Here is a 1,410-nt window from a genome sequence, read left to right as displayed (position 1 = left end):
CATCAGGATCGGTCACAACATCGGCAAGTTGCGATAACCAATCTTCTCTGGATGGGGTATTTAGGGTTACAATATGCGCCATTTTGTGGCTTAGCTACCAGTTAACAATTTTCAGAGGGCCTTATGGCAACGTACTATAGCAACGATTTTCGTGCTGGTCTTAAAATCATGTTGGACGGCGAACCTTATGCGGTTGAAGCCAGCGAATTCGTTAAACCAGGTAAAGGCCAGGCATTTGCGCGCGTTAAGCTGCGTCGCCTGCTGACCGGTACTCGCGTAGAGAAAACCTTCAAGTCTACCGACTCCGCTGAAGGCGCAGACGTAGCCGACATGAACCTGACCTTCCTGTATAGCGACGGTGAGTTCTGGCACTTTATGAATAACACCACTTTCGAACAGCTGGCTGCAGACGAGAAAGCGGTAGGCGATAACGCTAAATGGCTGCTGGACCAGGCTGAATGCATCGTGACCCTGTGGAACGGTCAGCCGATCTCCGTGACTCCGCCAAACTTCGTTGAGCTGGAAGTCGTTGAAACTGACCCAGGTCTGAAAGGCGATACCGCTGGTACTGGCGGCAAACCGGCTACTCTGTCTACTGGCGCAGTCGTTAAAGTTCCGCTGTTCGTACAGATCGGTGAAGTGATCAAAGTGGATACTCGCTCCGGCGAATACGTTTCTCGCGTAAAATAAGATATCTATTTGATCTTATGGCGCAGGTTGCTGCGCCATACTTTTTCCAGGGCAGGAATGATGAAACGTCTTCTCAGTCTTGTAATGCTCATCCTTTTCACCAGCACTCTCCTGGCGGGTTGTAATACCGCGCGCGGCTTCGGTGAAGACATCAAACATCTTGGCAATTCAATCTCTCACGCCGCCAGCTAACACTCTCTCATAGTCTTAAAAACGGTTGTTTATCCATCACACTTCCGGATCTTGTCTATTATTAATGAGCTATACACAAACAATATTGGCTAGAAAAGGAAGACGTTATGGTTAAAAAGACAATTGCTGCGATCTTTTCTGTGTTGGTTCTTTCTTCAGCGTTGACTGCGTGCAATACCACGAAAGGTGTTGGGCAGGATATCTCTGAAGGCGGTAGCGCAATCTCTGGTGCAGCGACAAAAGCTCAACAATAATCATGAACGGTACGACGTCACGTCGTACCGTTAATTCCCCTTCCCGGGGAGTGAGAGAAACGGCGAGAAGCGGTTCCCCATGTGCAGTTTCATGCGGATATTCCGTTTATAGGTGTAGACCGTCTTGCCATGAATGCTGAGTGCGGCGGCTATCGCATTGTTACTCACACCATCCATCCACATCGACAATACTTTCTCCTCCTGCGGCGTAAGCAGCGGAGTCGCGTTTTCGGCTATTTCTAATGTGGGGCGAAGATGTAGCGCCTCCTGAATC

At 49.4% G+C, this 1,410-nt stretch carries 5 protein-coding genes; 3 read left to right on the top strand and 2 right to left on the bottom strand.

The window, feature by feature from the left end:
- Window positions 1-82, bottom strand: an 82-nt coding sequence (locus KQJ19_RS24160; RefSeq protein WP_253296413.1) for a hypothetical protein, incomplete at its 3' end; no start/stop codon positions are given.
- 41 nt (window positions 83-123) lie between these two features.
- On the opposite strand from KQJ19_RS24160, the gene efp reads away from it, so the two are divergent.
- The 3 genes from efp (at window position 124) to ecnB (ending at window position 1,136) form a co-directional block, all read left to right on the top strand.
- Entirely contained in the window at window positions 124-690 is a 567-nt protein-coding gene (gene efp, locus KQJ19_RS23600) for an elongation factor P (protein WP_003025478.1), read from the top strand.
- Window positions 691-747: 57 nt separating this feature from the next.
- Complete coding sequence (gene ecnA, locus KQJ19_RS23595) at window positions 748-882, top strand: lipoprotein antitoxin entericidin A (RefSeq protein WP_016151394.1); 135 nt, start codon at window positions 748-750, stop codon at window positions 880-882.
- Window positions 883-989: 107 nt separating this feature from the next.
- On the top strand, window positions 990-1,136 hold the full coding sequence (gene ecnB / locus KQJ19_RS23590; protein ID WP_216404276.1) for a lipoprotein toxin entericidin B: 147 nt from the start codon (window positions 990-992) through the stop codon (window positions 1,134-1,136).
- Window positions 1,137-1,166: 30 nt separating this feature from the next.
- Here ecnB and KQJ19_RS23585 read toward each other — a convergent pair.
- A partial coding sequence (locus KQJ19_RS23585; RefSeq protein WP_216404275.1) for a helix-turn-helix domain-containing protein occupies window positions 1,167-1,410 on the bottom strand: 244 nt, incomplete at its 5' end.

Origin of the sequence: Citrobacter sp. S46_ASV_140 (assembly GCF_018919545.1) — a bacterium.
Taxonomy (GTDB): domain Bacteria; phylum Pseudomonadota; class Gammaproteobacteria; order Enterobacterales; family Enterobacteriaceae; genus Citrobacter; species Citrobacter braakii.
Note: the sequence above shows the minus strand (reverse complement) of the source record. Positions and strands in the feature narration are given on the sequence as shown.

What these genes read in the sequence shown, in the direction of transcription:
- efp (WP_003025478.1), top strand. Translation starts at nt 124, where the DNA reads ATGGCAACGTACTATAGCAACGATTTTCGTGCTGGTCTTAAAATCATG.
- ecnA (WP_016151394.1), top strand. Translation starts at nt 748, where the DNA reads ATGATGAAACGTCTTCTCAGTCTTGTAATGCTCATCCTTTTCACCAGC.
- ecnB (WP_216404276.1), top strand. Translation starts at nt 990, where the DNA reads ATGGTTAAAAAGACAATTGCTGCGATCTTTTCTGTGTTGGTTCTTTCT.